This is a genomic window from Kitasatospora sp. Root107 (assembly GCF_001424875.1).
Taxonomy (GTDB): domain Bacteria; phylum Actinomycetota; class Actinomycetes; order Streptomycetales; family Streptomycetaceae; genus Kitasatospora.
The window spans coordinates 100,006-118,991 of the sequence record NZ_LMCT01000034.1 but is presented as its reverse complement, the minus strand read 5'-3'; the positions used below and the strand labels follow the sequence as shown (position 1 = coordinate 118,991).

The window sequence follows — 18,986 nt, the reverse complement described above, 5'->3', positions numbered from 1 at the left end:
CCCATGGCCGCAACTCCGCGCGTGCGAGGCACGCGTTCCGAGGCGAGCGAACAGCGTCGGCGCCGCCGCGTCTGGTCCTACCTGGTCCTGGTCGGCCTCGCCGTGTTCTTCCTCTTCCCGCTGGTCTTCATGTTCGTCTCCAGCCTGAAGCCGGACGGCCAGATCCTCTCCGACATCAGCGGCTGGCGCGCGTTCCTGCCGGTCGGCGACGTCGGCCTGGACAACTACGGCGCGGTCTTCGACCGGGTGCCGGTCGGACGCTTCCTGCTCAACTCGCTGCTGGTCACCGTCGCGATCGTCGGCCTCGGACTGGTCGTCAACTCCATGGCGGGCTTCGCCCTCTCCCGCCTGCGCTGGCGCGGCCGGGGCCTGGTCCTCGGCGTCGTCATCGCCACCCTGATCGTCCCCTTCGAGACGATCGCCGTGCCACTGGTCTACTGGGTCGCCCACCTGCCGACCCTGCTCTTCCAGGACGGCGCGCTGGTCTACGACATCGGCTGGCTCAACAGCTACAAGGTGCAGATCATCCCGTTCGTCGCGAACGCCTTTTCCATCTTCCTGTTCAGCCAGTACTTCTCCACCATCCCCACCTCGCTCGACGAGGCCGCCCGTATCGACGGCGCCGGCTGGTTCACCATCTACCGCCGCATCGTGGTCCCGCTGTCAGGACCGGCCTTCGCGACCGTGGCGATCCTCACCTTCCTGCCCGCCTGGAACCAGTACCTCTGGCCGACGATGGTCGTGCAGGACGAGAAGCTGCGCCCCGTCATGGTCGGCATGCAGTACTTCTTCCAGGACAACCCGGCCTGGGGCGAGATCATGGCCTACACCTCCATGATCACGCTGCCCGTACTGGTGGTCTTCCTCGCCTTCCAGCGCGCCTTCGTCAGCAGCGTCGCAGCCAGCGGCGTCAAGGGCTGACCACCACCGCCACCGCGCGCCCCCGTACACCACGCCCTGCCGGGCTCCTCACGCCTGCCCTGAAAGGCCCTCATGTTCACGCTGCCCGACTCCTGGGTCTGGGACTTCTGGTTCGCCGACGACGGCGAACAGCACCACCTGTTCTTCCTGTACGCGTCCCGAGCCCTGCACGACCCCGAGGCCCGCCACTACCGCGCCGCCATCGGCCACGCCGTCTCCACCGACCTGCGCACCTGGACCCGCGTCCCCGACGCCCTGGTCCGCGCGGACGCCCCCGCCTTCGACGACCTCGCCACCTGGACCGGCTCGGTCGCCCGCCACCCCGACGGCACCTGGTTCCTCTTCTACACCGGCGCCACCCGGGCCCCCGACGGCAAGAACATCCAGCGCATCGGCTACGCCACCTCCACCGACCTGACCACCTGGCACAAGGCGGGCGCCAACCCCGTACTCGGCGCGGACCCCGCCTGGTACGAGACGCTCGATTCCGGCCGGTGGCACGACGAGGCGTTCCGCGATCCCTGGGTCTTCCCCGACCCCGGCGGCGACGGCTGGCACATGCTGATCACCGCCCGGGCCACCGAAGGAGCGGCCTTCGAACGCGGAGTCGTCGGCCACGCCGTCTCCCCCGACCTGCGCGAGTGGCACCTGCAGCCGCCGCTGACCGCGCCCGCCGTACGCGGCTTCGGGCAGCTCGAGGTCGTCCAGACCGAGATCGTCGACGGCCGGCCGGTACTGCTCTTCTCCTGCCTCGCCGAGCACGCCTCCGACCTGCGCCGGGCGGGCGGCACCCGGGGCGGCATCTGGGCCGCCCCCGCCGAGAGCCTGCTCGGACCGTTCGACATCGGCGCGGCCGAGCAGGTGACCGACGACCGTTACTACAGCGGCAAGCTCGTCCGCCGCCGGGACGGCCGCTGGGTGCTCATGGGCTTCCACCACACCGGCCCGGACGGCACCTTCACCGGAGGTGTCAGCGACCCCATGCCCATCCGCTGGGACGGTCACCGGATGACGTTCGAGGCCGAACCGGCCGGTACCGGTGCCCTGTCCGCGCAGGTCCCCCTGCCTCGCTGACGGTACGACAGCTCCTCCCCACCCACAGAAGTCCAGGAGCCGACCATGACCTCCCGACTGCGGTTCTCCCTCACCGCCCTGCTCGCTCTCGCCCTGACCGCGCTCGGCGTCGCCGCCCCCGGCCCGGCCGCCCCGCAGGCCGCCCGGGCGGCGGACAGCTACCGCGACGTGTACCACTTCACCGTGCCCGACCACTGGAAGAACGACCCGCAGCGGCCGGTCTACGTCGACGGCGCCTTCCACTACTACTACCTCTACAACGCCGACTACGACCAGGCCGTCGGAACCGCCTGGCGCCTCGCCACCACCACCGACAACGTCGCCTTCCATGACCAGGGCGTCGCCGCCCCGAAGAAGACCAACGCCAACTACGACCTGTGGTCCGGCTCCGCGGTCGTCGACACGGACAACACCGCCGGGTTCGGCGCCGGCGCGATCGTCATCCTGACCACCCAGATGGACCACCCCACGCCCACCCAGATCGTCGACGCGTCCGGCCCGCAGGCCCAGTTCCTCTGGTACTCCACCGACGGCGGCCGAAACTTCCGCCCCTACGGCGACACCCCGGTGATGGCCAACGGCGGCCGCAAGGACTTCCGCGACCCCAAGGTGCTCTGGGACGCCCCCCGCAACCGCTGGGTCGCGCTCCTCGCCGAGGGTGACCGGATCGGCTTCTACACCTCCCCCGACCTCAAGAGCTGGAGCTGGACCTCCAGTTACGTCGACAACACCCTGGGCACCCTCGAATGCCCCGACCTGTTCCAGCTCACGGCCGACGACGGAACCACCCACTGGGTCATGGGCGCCAGTGCAAACGGCTACCTCACCGGCGCCCCCAACACCTACGCCTACTGGACCGGCACCTTCGACGGCACCGCCTTCACCCCCGACACCGCCACCCCGCAGTGGCTCGACCGCGGTCTCGACTGGTACGGCGGCGTCACCTGGGAGGACCCCACCGCTCCGCTCGACCGCCGCTACGCGATCGGCTGGATGAACAACTGGTCCTACCCGTTCACCACCCCCACCTGGGCCTCCGACGGCTTCAACGGCACCGACTCCATCACCCGTCAGATCACCCTCAAGCACTACGGCGACGGGTACGCCCTGGCCTCCCGGCCCGTACCCGCGCTCGACAACCACGCCACCAGCGTCACCTCGCTCGGCACGATCCAGGTCAACGGCCAAGTCCCGCTCGACTACCACGGCACCGCCTACCAGCTGGAGGCCGACGTCAGCCGCGTCTCCGCCGACGGCACCCGCCACGTCGACGCCGGGATCAACCACGACTACAGCTACCTGAACCGGCGTCAGACCGGCAACCCCGACCCGTCCGGCCGGCGCGAGGAGACCCACGCACCGTACGACCCGGCGAAGACCCAGGCGCACCTGCGGATCCTCGTCGACCGCACCACCGTCGAGTACTTCCTCGACGACGGCCGCTACGTCCACTCCAGCCTGGCGTTCCCCGACCCGAACGACAGCGGCGTCAACCTGTTCACCAGCGGCGGCAGCGCCACCTTCGCCAACGTCACCGTCACCGAGTTCGCCAACCTCGCCCAGCGCCCGGCCAGGACCCTCGCCGACTTCGAAGGCAGCACGTACGGAACCGGCTGGACCGCCACCGGCAGCCTCAACGACACCGGACCGACCCCTGCGAGCCTCCCGGGCCAGGTCGGCGCCGCCGTCCTCGACACCTACGCCGGCACCGACTCCGCCACCGGCGCCATCACCTCGCCCGCCTTCACCGTCGACCGCAACACCCTGCACCTCCTGGTCGCCGGCGGCCACCATCCGCTCGGGCAGCCCGGCGCCACCGCCGTCAGCCTCCTCGTCGACGGGGTGCCCGTACGCACCGCCACCGGCGACGACACCGGCACCCTGAAGCCCGTCACCTGGGACCTCGGCCAGTGGCAGGGCCGCAGCGCGCAGCTGCAGATCCTCGACGACGCGACCGGCAGCTGGGGCCACCTGATGCTCGATCAGGTAACCCTGAGCGACTGACACTCGGCATGTCTGATGAACACAAGTTCACGATGCAAGGAGCAGCCCCGCACCATGGCAGAGCCCGACAGCAGAGGCGTCGAATTCCTCGTCATCGGCGAGTGCGTCGCCGACGTGGTCCGCGCCCCTGGCCGACCCGACCGCGCCCACCCGGGCGGCCGCCCCGCCAACGTCGCCTACGGCCTGGCCAGGCCAGGCTGGGGCACCGGACCACGCTCCTCACCCAGCTCGGGCAGGATCCGATGGGCGACCTGATCCGGGCGCACCTCCGTTCGGCAGGGGTGTCGGTCCTGACGGACGACCAGGCACCACCCACTCCGACCGCGATCGTCACCCTCGACGAACGGGGCAGCGCCGCCTACGAGTTCGCCATCGAGTGGAGCCTGCGACAGGCTGCCGTTCCGCCGGCGCGCTACGTCCATCTGGGCTCACTCGCCTCGGTACTGGAGCCGGGCGCCGACACTGCCCGCCGGCTGCTGCGCGAACTGCGCCGCTCGGGGGCGACGGTCTCCTACAACCCCAACATCCGTCCGGCGCTGTTCGGCGAACGGGAAGACGGCATCGCCGCGGTGGAGGAGTGCGTGGCGCTCAGCCACGTCGTCAAAGCCAGCGACTCGGTGCCCGCCGCCCTACGGGCCGCGGCAGCCGCAGCCGCCATCACCGTCTCCCGCGCCGGCGCCAACCCGCCGACAGCCGCCGAACTGACCGCCGCCCTCCGCTCCTGAGGCCCTCACGGTTACGGGCCTGCCTGACGATGCGACACAGGGCCCGGTCCACCGGTCGGGTGGGCCGGGCCCTGCTGTTTCAGCGGCCGCCGTGGATCAGCTCGACCGAGAAGCCGTGGTCGGTGGCGACGGACGGCGTTCTGACGTTGGTCACTCCGGTCGCGGCGTCGAAGTACCAGCCGGACGCGGCCGAGTCGAGCGCGGCGGCCGAGCCCAGCTGCGGCAGCGGACCGCCCTCGGTGACCACCTGGCGCGGGGCCCGCTCGCCGTGCACGGTGAACCGGTACGCCCGACTGCTCGGCTTGTCGGCGTAACTCCCCACGCTGGCACCGACCTTGACGACGGTCACGGCACCGTTCGCGTGCACGTCCACGCGCTGGGTGGCCGAGGCGCCCTGGTTGAACTGCCGGGTGACGCCGTCGTCCTCGTACAGGGTGTAGGTGGAGTCCCCCTGCGGGTAGAGGTCGTAGTCGAGTTCGGTCCGGTCCCGGTTCTCCCAGGAGAGCGTGCCCTTGGGCCACATCGGGACGATCGAGCCGCCCTTGACGAACAGCGGCAGGGTGTCGAGCGGGGCTGAGTAGCCGTTGACCGTGGTCGGGCCCTGGTAGGTGCGCCCGGTCCAGTAGTCGGTCCAGGTGCCCTTGGGCAGGTAGATGCCGTCGCGCACCGCGGTGTCCGAGTAGACCGGCGCGACCAGGAAGTCCGGGCCGGCCAGGAACTCGTACTTGGCGTTCGGCCCGAGGGCCGCCGGGTCGTCCGGGTACTCCAGCGCGAGCGGCCGCACGGCACCGACGCCGGTCCTGGTGGCCTCGGCCGACAGGGTGTACATGTACGGCAGCAGCCGCTCCTTCAGCTGCAGGTACTTGCGGTTGATCGAGGTGTACGGCTCGCCGTCCAGCCAGGGCTGCTGGTCGTGCGGCTGCTTGGTGGCGATGTCCTTCGCCCAGCCGTCCATCGTCATGACGGCCGGCAGGAAGGCCTTCCACTGCAGGTCGCGCGCGTACATCTTCGGGTCGTGCCGGTAGATACTGCCGACGTCACCGGTGTTGTACGCGATGCCGGACATGGTCGCGCCGGCGTAGGTGGGGATCTGCCAGCGGATGTAGTCCCAGGACAGGCTCTGGTCACCGCTCCAGAGCACGCCGCAGCGCTGCGCGCCGGCCCAGGAGACCGGCAGCCAGACGAAGCCGCGGGCGTCGCTGTTGTCCTCGATGCCCGCCTTGGCCTGGTCACAGGCGTTCAGCGCGAAGTCGTAGCCGTTGCCGACCCAGGCCACGTCGAGCTTGCGCACCCGGACCCCGGCCTTGACCTCCTCGGCCTGGTTGGGCAGGCCGTTCTGCGTCCACAGCCCGAGCTGGGCGTGGTCCTTCCGCAGGCCCTCGCCGGTCTTCGCGAGGTCCTCGTAGCCGCAGCCGTAGCCGTCGTTGACCAGCATCCAGCCGAGCGGCATCTGGTTCTGGACATAGCCGTCGGCGATCTTCAGTGCGTCCTGGGTGTGCCGCTCGCCGCGGTTGGCGTTGTGCAGGTAGCAGTCGGAGTCGCCCGGTTCCAGGCCGTAGACGGGCGGCATGAACGGCTTGCCGACCAGCGCGGTGTACTTGCCGATCACCGACTTCACGTCACCGGTGAAGTAGTAGGCGTCGAGCCGCCGTTCCTGCTGCCCGGTGCGCACCGGCGAACCGAAGTCGTAGATGCCCGGCGCGAAGGTGTTGCGGAAGACTCCGTAGCCGGCGCTGGAGACGTAGAACGGCTGGGAGTTGTTGTAACCGCCCTCGTTCCAGTTGAAGTTGTTGGCGACGTGGATGGTCCGGTCGCGGTGCGAGAAGCTCCCGTTCTGCTCGCCGCCGCCGAAGAACTGCTCGTCGGCGCCGCGCAGCAGGCTCTGCCGCAGCCCGCTGGTGCTCCAGCGCAGCGGGGCCTCCTCCTGCCAGACGGCCGTGCGGTCGTCCGCCCSGTACAGGCCGAMGCGCAGCGGGTGCTTGTAGACCCGCAGCACCAGGTTCTTGGAGCGGATGCCGTAGTACTCCCCGGCGTCGAAGGAGCTGGTGTCGCCCTGGAGTTCGGGTTGCTTGCGGATGATGGTGCTGCCGGCCGGGTCGGTGAGGACGCCGTCCGGGGCGGCCCGCAGGCGCAGCTGGTCGTCGGCGAGGAAGTCGACCTTGGCCCTCAGGGTGCCCGCTGTGATGTCGTAGCTGCCCTGGGAGCCGCCGAAGGTGGTCAGGTCGCCCGCGTCGGCCGTCTGCGGCAGATAGGCCCGGCCCGTATAGGAGTTGTCGTGCACGTCGTAGGGGACGACAACGACGTGGTAGGTGCCCGAGGCCTTGGGGATCACGGTCGACTCGGGGTCGGCGGTGCCCGCGCTCTGGGCGACCTCCTTGCCGTTCGCGTCGTAGACGTAGAGGTCGAAGTCGTCGGTGGGGGTCTGCCACTGGATGGAGAGCGGGACGCCGCCCTCCGGGTTGTCGTCCCAGTACCCGGTCGGCACGTCGACGGTCAGGTCGAAGCGGTCGCAGACCGCGTTTCCCGGGTCCTGTGCGGCCGGTGGGCAGTCGGTGGCGCCGCCGAAGGTGCCCTTGGCGTAGCGGGGGCTCTGCCAGGTCGTGCTCTGGTGGCCCTGGTCGAGGACGGCGGAGCCGGGGGTCGCCGCCCGTGCCGGAACGGTCGGCCCGGCCAGGGTGGCGAGGAAGGTCGCGGCCGCGGCGAGGGCGGTCCAGCGGAGGTGGTGTCGAAGTAAGCGCACGGCGCGTTTCTCCCGTCGACTGAGCAACAGTTGTCTGCTGCTGCGCAAAACTGCTCGAAACGGCGGAGTTGCGAAGCAAGATTCACAGCGACGGGGGTACATGTCAATGGCAGTCACGCTACTGACGGAAAGTCAGAAAGGAGCGGATCGAGGCACCGACTACCGGGCCGGGTCGCGGCGGTACAGCCAGGCGGCTCCCGTGAGGAAGAGCGTCGCCCAGACCGCGAGGTTGGCGAGTGCCCCGGCGACCGGCCCGCCGGTGAGGGGGAGGCGGGCGAGCTGGCCGACGCCGTAGCCGGGGGTGAACTCGGCGAAGGAGCGGATCGACTCGGGCAGGAAGGGCAGCGGTACGAACAGGCCGCCGCACAGGGCCAGCAGGGCAAGCGCGGGGCCGACGAACTGCATCACGTTCTCCGAGGGCAGCACGAATCCCGCGAAGAGACCGAGGGCGGCGAAGACCGAGGAGCCGAGCCAGGCGATCAGGCCGGAGAGCAGCCAGACCCGCAGCGGAGCCCGCACTCCGGAGGCCGCGCCGAGGGTGAACTCCACGGCCACCGAGAGGAGTCCGAGCAGCATCGCGGTCAGCACCTTGATCGCGAGGTGGGCCAGCGGGAGCAGCGGGGTGATCCGCAACTGCCTGGTCCAGCCGACGCTTCGCTCGACCGCGACGGCGGCGCCGCAGGAGGTGGCGGCGAGCATCGAGCCGTAGACCGCCATGTTGACCATGGTGAGTTGGCGCACCTCCGTCCCGGCGGCGGCCTGGCCGGCCTGCGGCAGGCCGAAGGAGAGGAAGAACAGCGCGGGCATGCCCAGGGCGAAGACCAGGGTGCGCCGGTTGCGCAGCACCCGCCGCACCTCCAGCCGCAGGGCCACGGTGTTGAATCCGCCGTACGGCGGACGGGCGGGGGCCATGGTCATCAGCGCTCCTCGGGGTCAGGCTCGGGCGGCCGGGAGGAGTCGCGGCCGGTCAGTGCCACGAAGGCCGACTCCAGGGTGGCGGTGATCTCCAGGTCGCGGGCAGCGGTGTGGTTGAGCAGGTGGCGGGCGACCTGATCGGAGTCGCGGGTGTGCAGCACCACTGAATCGCCGTACGCCTCCGCCGAGTCGACGCCGGGCAGGGCGCGGACGGCCGCCAACTCGGCTCCGGGCCAGAGCACTCGGATCCGGCGGCCGGTCGCCAGGTTCTTGATCCTCGCCGCCGGGCCGTCGGCCACCACGACACCTTCGCGGACGACCACGATCCGGTCGGCGTGCGCATCGGCCTCGTCGAGGTAGTGGGTGGCGAACAGCACGGCCCGGCCGCGCTCCGCATCGCGGCGGACCGCCTTCCAGAAGTCCTGCCGCGCCTCGACGTCCATGCCGGTGGTCGGCTCGTCGAGGACCAGCACCTGCGGTTCCGGCAGCAGGGCCAGTGCGAAGCGGAGCCGCTGCTGCTCGCCGCCCGAGCACTTGCCGACCCGTCGTCCGGCGATCGGCGTCAGCCCGGCCACCTCCATCACCTGGTCGACCGGTCTGGCCGTCGGGTACACCGAGGCGACGTACCGGACGGTCTCGGCGACCGTGAAGTCACGCAGCAGACCACCGCTCTGCAGCACGGCGGCCACCAGGCCGTGCCGGACCGCGTCCACGGGTGGGCGACCACAGACCCGGACGGTGCCCGAGTCGGGTCTGGCCAGGCCCAGCAGCAGGTCGATGGTGGTGGACTTGCCCGCACCGTTCGGTCCCAGGAAGGCGACCACCTCACCGGCTTCGACCCGCAGGTTCAGGCCGTTGACCGCCGTGACCTCGCCGAACTGCTTGCGTACGTCGACGAGTTCGATCACCGTGTGCCCGGTCGGCTGACGGTGCGTCAAGACGCACCACTGTGCTGCCGGAAGAGGTCCAGCAGGATCGCGGCCATCATGCCCTCGCGGCCCGCGCCGACGCCCAGCCGGTTCTGGGTCATGTGGAGCTGGGAGCCGAGGATCCGGCCGGCACCGGGGATGCCGTGGGATTCGGTCCACAGTTCGGCGGCCGGCCGGAGCCTGGTCGTCCAGGCACTCCACCGGGACGGGGCGCCGTCGGCCAGGGCAACCAAGGCCCCCGCGCTCGCTCGCAGCCGGTCGGCCTGGTCGGCGGCCGTACGGGCGAGGCCTTCGGCGGACCCGCCGGTCCCGCCGGACCACTCGGCCCAGCCGTCCCGCACCGCGCGCAGCAGCACCAGCCGGTCGCCGGGCCAGGCCGACAGGGTCGCGGCCATCGCCTCCAATCCGTCCGCGATGTTGCGGCCGTGCCCCGGACGGGCCCGGCAGGCGCGCAGTACCACCACGCTGGAGGCGTGGAACAACTCCTCGTTGAGCGCCATCTGTTCGGGCCCGCCGTAGCGCCGGAGCTCCGGCTCGTACACTGCCGGGTGGACGCCCGGCGGCAGCAGCTCGCCGAGGTCGAGTGCCTGGCCGCCCTCGCCGAGCTCGGCGAGCGGCCGGGCGGCCTGCCGGTACGAGGCGGGGGTGAGCCGGTCCTCGGGCGGGAGCTCCGCGTTGACGGCGTCCGTCCGGGCGGTCAGCTCTGCGGTGATCCGGGCGGCCGCCGGATCGTCAAGGTCGGCGATCCGCAGTCGCAGATGCGGACCGCCCTGCCAGTAGCGGATGAAGAACCAGGGCCGGGGCGGGGCGCCCTGGTCCTGACCGGCCGTGTGCTGCTCGACCACCGGAACCACGGCTCGGAGCAGCAGGCTCTCCAGTGCGGCGGACCGCAGCGAGTCCGCGTGCAGGTGCCAACTGCGCCAGCGGCCATGGGCGTTGGGTGTGCTCATGTGCGCAGGTCCAGCATCGGTTCGGTGAAGCGGGATGTCCCGCAGACGGTCATGAACACCGGGGTCTCCTCGCGGCGTAGGCCGAGCAGGGGCTGCACGTGGTACTCGACGAAGGAGCGCGCCGGGCGGGCGACCAGTCCGTGCGCGGCCGCCGCCAGGCAGAGGCCGTGCACGCTCCAGCCCAGGCAGAGCTGGAGCAGGCCGAGGGCGGACGGGCCGAAGTCGTCGAGCAGCGCGTCGACGTCGACGGAGTGGACCCAGACCATCGCCGCGTGCCGCATCCCGGAGTCGGTGTTCGGCGAGGGTTGCTGGGCGAATCCGGGCTGGAGCGCGGCCATGATCCTGGGCCGGACCAGACCGGGCGTCAGTTCCCTGCCCTCGACCCGGTGGACGCCGGTCGGCAGACCGCCGACCCGTTGCAGGGCCACGGTCAGCCGGACCCGGCCGGCGACCTCGGCCAGCAGGCGGTCCGGCGGGGGCCGGTCGGCCCAGGCCAGCAGATCGGCCAGACAGTCGGCGGAGACCTCGGCGGGCCGCAGGGCGAAGCCGTACAGCTGGTCGGGCATCCGGCCTGCGGTGCGGTTCCAGAGCACCTGCGCCCAGTCGGTGCCACCGGCCGGGCCGCCCTCGGGCAGTCCACGGGCCGGCGGCTGCGGGCCGGTTGACAGGCCGTGGCGCCGGGCACTGACGGCGGCCATGTCCCGGACTGACGGATCGTCACTCTCCAGCAAGGAGTCGCGGCTGTCCGGCCCGTTCCCGGCCGGGCCGGGGAGTGCCGTGCTCGGGCCGACCGGGCCGAGGCCGCCGAGCCGGACGGCCAGCGGGGCGGACCAGGTGCCGGGACCGGCCGACCGGACCACGGTCTCGGCCTCGGCGGTGCTCCCGCCGTCCAGCGCGAGCCGGGCCTCCACTCCGAACAGATCCGCCGCCACGCACAACGACCTTAGGTTGACCCCGAGTTCGACCTCCGTGACGGCGTACCGCATCCGGCCGTAGGCGGCGGGCAGGTCGCTGTAGCGGGCAGCCAGCAGCACCGAGGTCCCGTCCCCCGTCACCGCGGGCACTCCCCCGGGCGGCGTCACGTCCACCAGCGCGTGCCGGTACACGTCGAGATAGCGGACCGCCGGCCCCTGGGCGAGGAAGGCGTGCACCGGGAACTTCGCCCGCCCGGAGGCGACCGAACGGTGGTCGGCGTAGCGGTGCGAGGGCTCGCGGCGTTGCAGGCCGAAGGCGGTGGTGAGCAGGTGCCCGAGCCGGTCACGCGGAGCCGGCCCGACCGGCTCGAGGTACGGGGTGCCGGACAGCAGCTCGTGGGTACCGAGCGGCAGCGGTACGCCGGTGGCTGAGCGGGCCCAACCGGGCGGCAGGGCACTGGTGGTAGCGGCCCGGTCGTCCACCAGGTGCTGCTCGCCGAGGTGGCCCTTGCCGGGGCCCTGCCGGAAGGCGAAGCGGCGGATGTCGGCCAGGGTCGGCGCACCAGGCTGGGTGGTTGCGGATGCGGTCATGGGAAGGGGTGCGGGTCGAGGGGCAGGTCGGCCGGATCCGCGTCGAGCCGCGAGAGCAACCGGTCGAGACCGGACAGGCGTTGGTGCGCCTGGCCGAAGCACATCGGCAGGATGCCGGGCACCACGCACTTGACCACCGACATGCCGAGCGCGGAGTGGTCGGGGGTGGACTGCTCGACGGCCAGCACGGTGCCGAGCCCCGCCTGCCGGTAGAGCTCGAGCACGTACTCCAGCGCGCCAGTCACGTCACCGCCCGCCGCGCGGATCAGCGGCTGCGGCCAGTCGCCGAAGGCGTCCGCCAGCGGGAGCACCGGGCCACCGAGCACCCGTTCGACCCGGGGCAGCAGTTCGGGGAACGCGTAGCGGCGCCAGTGCTGCGCCAACTCCTCGACCAGCCAGGGGTCTTCGATCAGCGGCTCCAGCGGCTTCGGATCCCAGTTGAGTCCGCCGGTCACCAGCTGGGTCAGCTCCCACAGCGCCGAGCGCACCGCCTGCTCGGGGTCGGGGTGGCAGCCGGCCGTACTGAAGGTGGCCGGCAGACCGCCGTCGCGCCGGACCGCGAGCGCCCAGACCGCGGGCACCGGGATGTCGGCGGTGGCGACCAGCAGGTGGACGTCGTAGCCGTGGCTCTCGACCAGCCTGAGCAGCAGCCGCGACTGGCGGTCGCGGACGGTGGCCGGATCGACGGCCGGCAGCGGGCGGGCGAGGTGCCAGGCCTGCAGGAAGGCGTCCCGCTCGGCGAGTTCGAGCAGCGAGTGCAGCGCCGCCTCCTCGAAACCGCCGCCGAGGGCGCAGCCGCTGGAGGACTCCAGGAAGGCGCCGCGCCGGGTCTCCCCCTCCGCCGCCCTGATCCGGTAGCCGTAACGGTAGAAGCCGATCTCGGCCGGGACCAGCCGGGGTTCGCCGCCGGTGAGCGGACGGGCCCACACCCAGTCCAGCGCGGTGTCCTCGGTGTACCGCTGCACCTTGCTCAGCGGGGAGGCGAGTTGGCGGTCGGTGTAGCCGCCGAGGGTCGCCGGGTCGAGCGCGAGGGCGCCGAGCTCCCGGTGGGTCATCTCGGGGACGATGGTCGCCGCGTGCGGGTAGCCGGCCTGGCGCTCCATCGCCTCGTACATGCCGACCGCCTCGGCCTCGCGGAACCGCATCCCCCGGCCGAGGCCGGACGGCGTCCCGGCCAGGACGTCGACCTCGCTGATCGGGAAGCTGCCCGACGAGTAGCGGGTGATCCGCGTCACCGGGCCGAAGCGGGGATCCGCGAACGCGGCCCGCATCCGGTCCGGGTCCATCCCGAAGGGCGCCGAACTCTCCCGAGTCGGCACCTCGGCCGTGGTCGGACGCGGCTCCGGCCGGGGCAGGGCCGGCGGCCCGTCGGCGCATCACCCGGTGCCGGGCGACCACGCCGGTCCGCGAGACGACCACCATCTCACCCGGCCCGGGCGCGGCCTCGGCCGTCAGCACCGCACCGACCACCGCCTCCAGCCACGGCGACACGGGGACCACCCGGCCGGGGGCAGGGGTGCTCGCCTCGGGTTCGCTCCGGTGGGCGGCCGTCTGCTCGCGTTCGCGCCGGTCGCTCTCGGGGCGCTTCTCGGAGTCCCAGCGGCGGTAGGCGTCGGCGGCGGCGGCACAGCACGGGCAGGCCAGGTCGCCGTCCGGGGTCCAGCGTGGTCCGATCTGGATCTCGGTCGCGCCGATCCGAATGGAGAGCAGATCTTTGCCGGTCGCCCGGGCGGCGGCCATCGCCCGGCGTTCCCAGTCCAGATCGAGCTCGCCGTGGGCGGTCAGCACGCAGCCGTCCAGTTGGTCGGCCCAGGTCCGCCAGTCCCAGGAGACCGGCGCACCGGGGCCGATCCGGGGCCCGGTCGCCGACGGCTGTCCCGGGATTTCTGTCACCGTGGTGTCCTCGGTCATGAGAGCCGCACCGGCCCGCAGTGGAGTGGGAGTTGTCCGGTGACCGGGTCGTTGGTCAGCCGCCGGGCGCGGACGGTCCGGCCCCGGACGGCCGGTTCGGTGCCGAGTCGGCTCAGGGCCAGCCGTACCGCGGTCACCGAGCAGGTCTCCAACACGCTGGTGCCGACCGGGTGTTCGGCGAGCAGCCGGCGCACCTCGGGGTCGGCCTGGGCCCGGGCGACGGCGGCGGCGAGGGCCGCCTTGGCCGCGGCGGCCGGGGTCTCGCCCCATTCGGTCGCGGCCACCGTCCCGTCCTGCTCGGTGACCGTCACCAACGACCAGTCGAGCACCGGACACTGACGACGCGTCAGTTCCACCGTGCAGTCGAACCAGGACTCCAGGAGGCCGAACAGTGTCCGGCCTTCGGTGCTGCCGAGTCCGTCCCAGCCGAGCGGGTCTCCCGGGCGGCCGAGCAGCAGTTCGGCGCCGAGCTGCCGCAGCACGCCGTCGAGCAGCCAGCGGCCCTCGGTCGCCCCGGCGGCGCCATCGGCCCCGGCCAGCCGGCGCGCCGCGGCCAGCAGTGCACCCACACCGGCTGCCGTCCGGTCCGGCCCCCAGCCGACAGCCCGGGTGGGGGCCGGACCGGTGAGCAGCTCCACGGTCTCCAGGGCGAACGGCAGTTGGTCCAGGTCCAGGTCACGCCCGCGCCTCACCAGCCCGACCCAACGGGTCGTCAGCGGATCCCAGGCGGTCAGCAACTCGTGGGGCGCCGGCGGATCGACGTCCTCCGTCGGCGGCGTCCAGGCGGCCAGTGACCCGGCCGGCCCGTCCTGCCCAACAGGTCCGTCCTGAAGGGGAATGCGGGAGGTCCGGAGCTGCCGGCCGTGGATCACCGTGGCCGTCCCGGGGGACCGGTCGAGACCGGTGAGGCCGGCCAGGACGGCGCGGGCCGCCAGCGCTCCGGCGAGGACCGCGCTGAGCGGGCGCGGCGCGCCGGCCTCGGGGTCCCCGGCCACCCAGGCCGCCGCGCGGTGGGCGGCGGCCTCGAAGGCGGCCGTCCCGGTGGCGTCGTCCAGTTCGGCCACCAGGGCCACCTGCTCCCCGGCGTGCACGGCGACCACCCGGGTGCCGGGCGGCAGTGCCGCGGGTGGGCCGGACGGGTGTTCGTGATCCGCGATCAGCACCGCCCAGCCCGGATCCACCGGTTCGGAGCCGTCAGCGTCATCGGAGCTCTCGAAGCCGTCGGAGCGCACGACCGCGTCCGCCACCCCGTGGCGCCGTAGCGACCGCACTGCCGGCTCGGCGGCGGGTCCGCTCCCCAGCACGCGCACCCGCGCGCCCCGAAGCCGCGCGAAGTCCCCGTAGGGGTCCGGGCTGTGGGCTTCCAGGTAGGCGAGCGTCTCGGCGTAGCGGGCCGCGGTGGCCCCGTCGGGCGCCGGGGTGGTCAGCGCGTCCAGGTCGAGCAGGACGTCCCGGTCCACCAGGGTGCGCAGGATCCGGTCGAGGACCGGGCGGGCGGACTCGCTCCCGAAGGCCACCACCAGGGCGTCGACGTCCGTGCCGTCGCTGAGCTCCGCCAGCCGGCTGTCAAGGACGGTGTACAGCGTCGGCGGCCCCGCCAGGACGAAGGACTCGCCGCCCCGGGCGACGTGCACGCCCTGCCGGACGGGTGCGAAATGCGTACCGGGGCGCAGTTTGACCCTCACTCGCCCTCCCCTGCGGACTCGACCGGCTCCTGGTCGTGCACCAGGTCGTACTCCAGCAGCCACTCGCCGGCCGTGACCCCGCCGCGCACGCCGGGCAGGGCCTCCTCGAAGAACCCGGCGCTCCGGCGCTCCAGGAACTTCGGCAGCACCCGCACCATCAGCGCGCTGCCCAGGTCCAGGTACTGGGGCTTCTCCCGGCTGCGGGTCTTGAGGTAGCGGGTGAGCGCCGCGGCGGCGGCGTCGCCGGACAGCGTCTGGCCGGCCGGCATGCCGAGCGGGGTCTTCATGACGATTTCCTCGGGTATGTCGTGGGTGGCCCGCCAGCGCGTCATCGCGATCAGGTGCGCGGCCTCGTCCTCCGGCTCGCCGGCCGGCACGGACGGCAGGTCGTCCCCCGGGTACCAGCGGCGGCGCTGCAGCACCACGTCCCCGGCGACCAGCCGGGGGTAGCGGGCGGTTCCGCCGTCGAGGTCGCGCCGCTGGGTGTGCAGCTGCCCGATCGGGTCGAAGGCGACCCGGCCGGTGTCGTACAGCCAGACGGCCAGGGTGAGCGCCGTGGGCTGGAGTTCGACCCACTTCATGCCCAGCGACATCACCCGGATCGGCTGCCCGTCCCGGTCGAGCAGCTCGAGCCGGTCGGCGACCGGGTCGTGGGCCAGCGTGACACCGAGCCACTCCCCCGGGGTGATGGTCTCGTCCAGCAGCCGCATCCGGTGGTTGATGTTGGCCCGGTGCAGTCCGCGGTCCTCGACCAGCCGGACGCCGTCGGAGCCGAACCGGTGCTGGATCCGGCGGGCGGTCCGGGCCGCGACGTCACTGCCGAGCTCGGCCTGGGCGCCGAGGAAGCGGGTGGCCAGCTGGCCGTGCCCGGTGTAGCAGGCGTTCAGCACCAGTCGGCCGTCGGCGGGCTGGACCAGCAGGCCGTACGAGGCGGCGGGGAGCCGGAAGCGGTCGGGCAGGCCGTCCGCGAGCGAGGCGAGCAGGCCGGGGTCCACCGAGACCTCGGCGTCCTCGCCGGCCTCGCGGAGCCGGGTGGCGAGCACGGCGAGGGCGGCGGCGCGCCGGCGGCGCAGCTCGGACAGTGAACCGTCGGCGGGGCCCCACTCCTCGGCGGTGGCCCGGTTGAGCGAGAGTTCCCGGCTGCGGACCAGGGTGACCAGCTCGTCGGCGTGGTCGAGCAGGTCGACCCGCGCACCGACGCCGAAGCGGTCGGTGAAGGCCCGGGTGAGCAGGGCCCGGATCTCGTGATGCCGGTCGAAGAGGCTCTGGAAGGCGGTCACTCGGCCGAGGTCGGCCAGTGCGGCGCGGTAGCCCTCGGGCGAGAGGGCGCCGGGCTCCAGCAGGTAGTCCTCGTTGACGTGGAGCTTGGCGGGGCAGGCGCTGAGCTCGTTGAGCGCGGTCTCGGCGGCGCGGATCCGGTTCAGGGCGGCGCGGCGGCCGCCGACCGAGTCACGGGCCATCAGGTCGAGGTCGGCGGCGATCGCGGCGACCGTGGCGGCTGCCTCCGGGTGGTGCTCGGTGAGCAGCTTCTCGGCGCCCGGCAGCGGGTCGGCGGCCTGCTCGTCGAGGACCGGGGCGGCCACCAGGATCTGCGCCTCGACGGCGGCGGTGACCAGCCGCGCGGCCTCCGGCTCGGGGACCGCGAAGCGGCGGGCGAGTTCGGCGGTCAGCAGCTCGACCGGCAGCGGGCCGAGGACGGTGAGCTTCAGCAGGGCGGTCAGCTGCTCGTTGAGCTCGGCCGCCAGGGTGCGCCGCCGCCCGTCCGCGACGTGCTGGAAGCGGATGTGGGTGCCCTCCCACCTGAGCATCGCGTTGCGCTGGACCACGGCCGGGAGTTCACCCGGGCGGGGCGGGTCCGCGATGCCGTTGACCAGGCTGGAGAAGAGCGCCCGGTCGGGGGTGAGGACGGAGTGGGCGCGCCGGCGGTCGAAGGCGGCCTCGTCGAGGCGGCGGCCGTCCTCGGACCAGTCGGCGAAGCCGACGGCGGTGAGCCGGGACAACGGACTGACCCGCAGCAGGGCGCGCGCGAGGTGCTGGATCAGTCCGCGCTCGGACTTGCGCTGACGGGCGGTCAGCCCTCCCGGCGAGGCGCGGTAGCGCTGGGCCGCGTCGAGCACCTGGGGGGAGTTGAGGGCCAGCGAGAGCTGGAAGGGCTCGGAGCCGACCGCCTGGGCGAGCCGTTCACGCTCCTCGGCGAGGAAGCCGGGCAGGCCCGCCTCCACTGCGGTGCGGGCGAGTTGGCCGCGTTCGCTGGCGGCCAGCCAGGCGGTGACGGCCGGCGGGAGCGGCGTCTGCCAGCTGTCCCGCAGGTCGGCGGCGTCCGGGGCGCGGTCGTTGAAGACCGCGCGCTTGAGCCGCAGCAGGCGGTGGCGTTCGCGGCCGGTGGCGACCCCGGTGAGTCGGTACAGCTCCTCGCAGACCTCGTCGGCCAGCGCCCGGCAGTCCCGGTGCGCGGCGAACAGGGCCCGCAGGGCGGTGCCGAGCCGGTCGCCGCCCAGGCGCAGACCCGGGGTGGGATTCACCCGGTACATGGGTGTGTCGGCCAGGTTCCAGGACTCGGTCACGCCAGCTCCCTGCTGAAGGCTCGCACCCGCTCGATGGACGACACACCGGTCAACTCGTCGGTCCCCTCGCCCAGTCCGTAACAGAGGTAGTACCGCTGCATCGGGGTGATGCCGAAGCAGGTCAGGCTGGTGTAGAGGACGTTCAGCACGATCCGGTGCGCGATGTGGCGGTAGGAGGGCCTGCGCAGCATGCCGCCGTCCAGGATCTCGCCGATGAAGTCGCTGCGGACCGGGGTGCCGAGCGGGTGCTCCCAGTCCCCGCCGCCGGCCGCGCCCTGCAGGACACGCTCGTCGACGGCCTGGCCGGCGGTGTGGGCCTCGGCCACTCCCCAGGCGTACTGCATGGCCCGTTCCCAGGACCGCAGGGTGTCGGTCTGCACGGGTGCCTGGAGGGCGTCGAGGAAGACCTGACGATCACTCAGGTAGCGTGCGGCGAAGGCTGATTTGAGGTCGGCGTGCTTCCCGGTCGCCGAGACGACGCCCTCGGCGTGCGAGCGGTACGGCAGCGCGCCGGCGCTGATGCCGCGCGGGTGGGTGCGGGCGAGCAGCGCGAGGACGTGGGTGAGGTGCGGCAGCAGCTCGATCTCGGGGACGGCCAGCGAGCCGAGCATCGGTTCGAGGAAGCGGCCCATGATCTGGTCAACGGCCTGGGAGAGCGCCGGGGAGTCGGCGCGCGGCCGGTGCGGTTCGGCGATCACGTGGCCCTGCGGGTGGCAGGGCAGCAGCTCGTCCTGGACGTTCTCCCAGCGGGCGAGTTCCTGCGCCCGGCGCAGGTAGGTCTCCTGGTCCGGCGCGCTCACGCCGCGGGCGGCGGCCAGTGCGGCCGCGGTGGCGATGAACTCGCTCGCGTCGACGGTCCGTTCGCCGTAGGGGCGGAGGACCAGCAGGAGGTGTGAGCCGTGCAGCCAGCCTCGGCGCAGATGGACCACGGGAAGCTGCTGCGAGCCTTTCAGGTGCAACAGAGGCTCGCTGATTTCTCGCAGCAGCTCCCGCGGATTATCCGAATAGTCGAAAACCCGTATGGCCAGGCCCGGATCGATAGTTCGCATGACGACTCCAGGAA

Annotated in this window: 14 protein-coding genes; 5 read left to right on the top strand and 9 right to left on the bottom strand. The window is 72.6% G+C overall.

Translation table 11 applies throughout. The features are described from left to right. Positions 1–21 precede the first annotated feature (21 nt). The 5 genes from ASC99_RS25965 (at position 22) to ASC99_RS25950 (ending at position 4,724) form a co-directional block, all read left to right on the top strand. On the top strand, positions 22–921 hold the full coding sequence (locus tag ASC99_RS25965) for a carbohydrate ABC transporter permease (RefSeq protein ID WP_235583141.1): 900 nt from the start codon (positions 22–24) through the stop codon (positions 919–921). A gap of 72 nt (positions 922–993) precedes the next feature. Next, positions 994–1,995 carry a glycosyl hydrolase family 32 gene (locus tag ASC99_RS25960; protein WP_057236415.1) on the top strand — a complete coding sequence of 334 codons (1,002 nt, stop codon included), beginning with the start codon at positions 994–996 and terminating at the stop codon, positions 1,993–1,995. 45 nt (positions 1,996–2,040) lie between these two features. Next, complete coding sequence (locus tag ASC99_RS25955) at positions 2,041–3,999, top strand: glycoside hydrolase family 32 protein (RefSeq protein ID WP_057236413.1); 1,959 nt, start codon at positions 2,041–2,043, stop codon at positions 3,997–3,999. Positions 4,000–4,053: 54 nt separating this feature from the next. Further along, positions 4,054–4,254: a hypothetical protein gene (locus ASC99_RS42275; protein ID WP_369824168.1), complete on the top strand. Its 201-nt coding sequence runs from the start codon at positions 4,054–4,056 to the stop codon at positions 4,252–4,254. After that, a complete protein-coding gene (locus ASC99_RS25950) occupies positions 4,242–4,724 on the top strand; it encodes a hypothetical protein (RefSeq protein WP_057236411.1) in 483 nt (160 codons plus the stop codon). Before ASC99_RS42275 ends, ASC99_RS25950 begins: the two co-directional genes overlap by 13 nt. A gap of 79 nt (positions 4,725–4,803) precedes the next feature. Here ASC99_RS25950 and ASC99_RS25945 read toward each other — a convergent pair whose 3' ends face one another. The 9 genes from ASC99_RS25945 to ASC99_RS25905 all read right to left on the bottom strand — a co-directional run bounded on the left by ASC99_RS25945 (position 4,804) and on the right by ASC99_RS25905 (position 18,852). Then, positions 4,804–7,464, bottom strand: a complete 2,661-nt coding sequence (locus ASC99_RS25945) for a TIM-barrel domain-containing protein (RefSeq protein WP_057236409.1) — start codon at positions 7,462–7,464, stop codon at positions 4,804–4,806. Between the two features lie 159 nt (positions 7,465–7,623). Then, positions 7,624–8,382, bottom strand: coding sequence for an ABC transporter permease (locus tag ASC99_RS25940; RefSeq protein WP_082598629.1), 759 nt, complete (start codon positions 8,380–8,382; stop codon positions 7,624–7,626). Further along, a complete protein-coding gene (locus ASC99_RS25935; RefSeq protein ID WP_057236405.1) occupies positions 8,382–9,317 on the bottom strand; it encodes an ABC transporter ATP-binding protein in 936 nt (311 codons plus the stop codon). The genes ASC99_RS25940 and ASC99_RS25935 overlap by 1 nt, the downstream gene beginning before the upstream one ends. Continuing rightward, on the bottom strand, positions 9,314–10,258 hold the full coding sequence (locus ASC99_RS25930) for a thiopeptide-type bacteriocin biosynthesis protein (protein WP_057236403.1): 945 nt from the start codon (positions 10,256–10,258) through the stop codon (positions 9,314–9,316). Before ASC99_RS25930 ends, ASC99_RS25935 begins: the two co-directional genes overlap by 4 nt. Next, positions 10,255–11,763, bottom strand: coding sequence for a hypothetical protein (locus tag ASC99_RS25925; protein ID WP_057236401.1), 1,509 nt, complete (start codon positions 11,761–11,763; stop codon positions 10,255–10,257). Before ASC99_RS25925 ends, ASC99_RS25930 begins: the two co-directional genes overlap by 4 nt. Then, positions 11,760–13,082, bottom strand: coding sequence for a YcaO-like family protein (locus ASC99_RS25920; RefSeq protein WP_157531748.1), 1,323 nt, complete (start codon positions 13,080–13,082; stop codon positions 11,760–11,762). Before ASC99_RS25920 ends, ASC99_RS25925 begins: the two co-directional genes overlap by 4 nt. Positions 13,083–13,670: 588 nt before the next feature. Further along, positions 13,671–15,359: a hypothetical protein gene (locus tag ASC99_RS25915; RefSeq protein ID WP_057236397.1), complete on the bottom strand. Its 1,689-nt coding sequence runs from the start codon at positions 15,357–15,359 to the stop codon at positions 13,671–13,673. After that, on the bottom strand, positions 15,356–17,923 hold the full coding sequence (locus tag ASC99_RS25910) for a hypothetical protein (protein WP_057236395.1): 2,568 nt from the start codon (positions 17,921–17,923) through the stop codon (positions 15,356–15,358). Before ASC99_RS25910 ends, ASC99_RS25915 begins: the two co-directional genes overlap by 4 nt. Further along, positions 17,920–18,852 (bottom strand): hypothetical protein, encoded by a 933-nt coding sequence (locus tag ASC99_RS25905; protein WP_057236393.1) that lies wholly within the window; start codon positions 18,850–18,852, stop codon positions 17,920–17,922. Before ASC99_RS25905 ends, ASC99_RS25910 begins: the two co-directional genes overlap by 4 nt. Between the last annotated feature and the right edge of the window lie 134 nt (positions 18,853–18,986).

Bases quoted from the DNA above. Each gene is read 5' to 3' on its own strand.
- ASC99_RS25960 (WP_057236415.1), top strand. From the start codon at position 994: ATGTTCACGCTGCCCGACTCCTGGGTCTGGGACTTCTGGTTCGCCGAC.
- ASC99_RS25955 (WP_057236413.1), top strand. From the start codon at position 2,041: ATGACCTCCCGACTGCGGTTCTCCCTCACCGCCCTGCTCGCTCTCGCC.
- ASC99_RS42275 (WP_369824168.1), top strand. From the start codon at position 4,054: ATGGCAGAGCCCGACAGCAGAGGCGTCGAATTCCTCGTCATCGGCGAG.
- ASC99_RS25950 (WP_057236411.1), top strand. From the start codon at position 4,242: ATGGGCGACCTGATCCGGGCGCACCTCCGTTCGGCAGGGGTGTCGGTC.
- ASC99_RS25940 (WP_082598629.1), bottom strand. From the start codon at position 8,382: ATGACCATGGCCCCCGCCCGTCCGCCGTACGGCGGATTCAACACCGTG.
- ASC99_RS25930 (WP_057236403.1), bottom strand. From the start codon at position 10,258: ATGAGCACACCCAACGCCCATGGCCGCTGGCGCAGTTGGCACCTGCAC.
- ASC99_RS25925 (WP_057236401.1), bottom strand. From the start codon at position 11,763: ATGACCGCATCCGCAACCACCCAGCCTGGTGCGCCGACCCTGGCCGAC.